1 protein-coding gene and 1 pseudogene are annotated in these 764 nt (G+C 71.1%); both read left to right on the top strand.

What is annotated here, in order from left to right; translation table 11 throughout:
• The first annotated feature begins 83 nt into the window (after nt 1-83).
• A complete protein-coding gene (locus CCN51_RS52775) occupies nt 84-539 on the top strand; it encodes an NUDIX hydrolase (protein WP_014180538.1) in 456 nt (151 codons plus the stop codon).
• Nucleotides 540-604: 65 nt separating this feature from the next.
• Nucleotides 605-764: pseudogene (locus tag CCN51_RS60430) on the top strand (SIMPL domain-containing protein); the annotation flags it as partial.

A 764-nucleotide genomic window follows, 5' to 3' on the forward strand; every position in this document is an offset into this window, starting at 1 on the left:
CACCCCGGCAGCCCCGCCGCCCGACACCTCCCCGAACAGCGCGACAGCTTTCGATCATCCGACACCCAGGCCATCCTTGGGTGATGGCCAACAGACAACTCCGAGTCGCCGCCTACGCCGTCTGCATCCAGGACAGCAGAATCCTCCTCGCCCGATGGGTGGGCCCCGACAGCAAACTGTGGACGATGCCCGGCGGCGGCATCCGGCACGGCGAAGACCCGTACGACGCCGCCATCCGCGAAGTCGAGGAGGAGACCGGCTACACCGTCGAGATAGACGACCTCCTCGGCATCGACTCCGTCCACCACCGCTACGCCCGCCGCCGCGGCCGCGACGCCGACTTCCACGGCCTGCGCGTCGTCTACACCGCGCATGTCGTCGGCGGGCAACTGCGCCACGAGACCAATGGCTCCACCGACCAGGCCGCCTGGATCGAACTCGACCGCGTCGCCGAGCTGCCCCGGGTCCCGCTGGTGGACATCGCCCTGTCACTGCACCAGACACGGCCCGCCCAGGGCAGGGTCCAGACACCGGCCTGAACAACGAGCCCAACGCAGCAACCAGCCCAAGAACCTCCCACCCGCCCGCAAGGAGCAGCCACCCCATGGACCACGCCTCCCCGCAGCCCACGACCGCCCTGCCCTACGGCACCCCCGAAACCCCGCGCGTCGCGGTCCGCGGCGAGGCCCGCCTCGAAGTCGACCCCGAGATCGCCCATCTCAGCATCACCGGCAGCCCGCGCGGCACCGACCGCCGCACCGCCC

This window comes from Streptomyces milbemycinicus, from assembly GCF_002154605.1.
GTDB lineage: Bacteria > Actinomycetota > Actinomycetes > Streptomycetales > Streptomycetaceae > Streptomyces > Streptomyces milbemycinicus.

Coding starts and splice junctions, on each gene's coding strand:
- CCN51_RS52775 (WP_014180538.1), top strand. CDS start 84: ATGGCCAACAGACAACTCCGAGTCGCCGCCTACGCCGTCTGCATCCAG.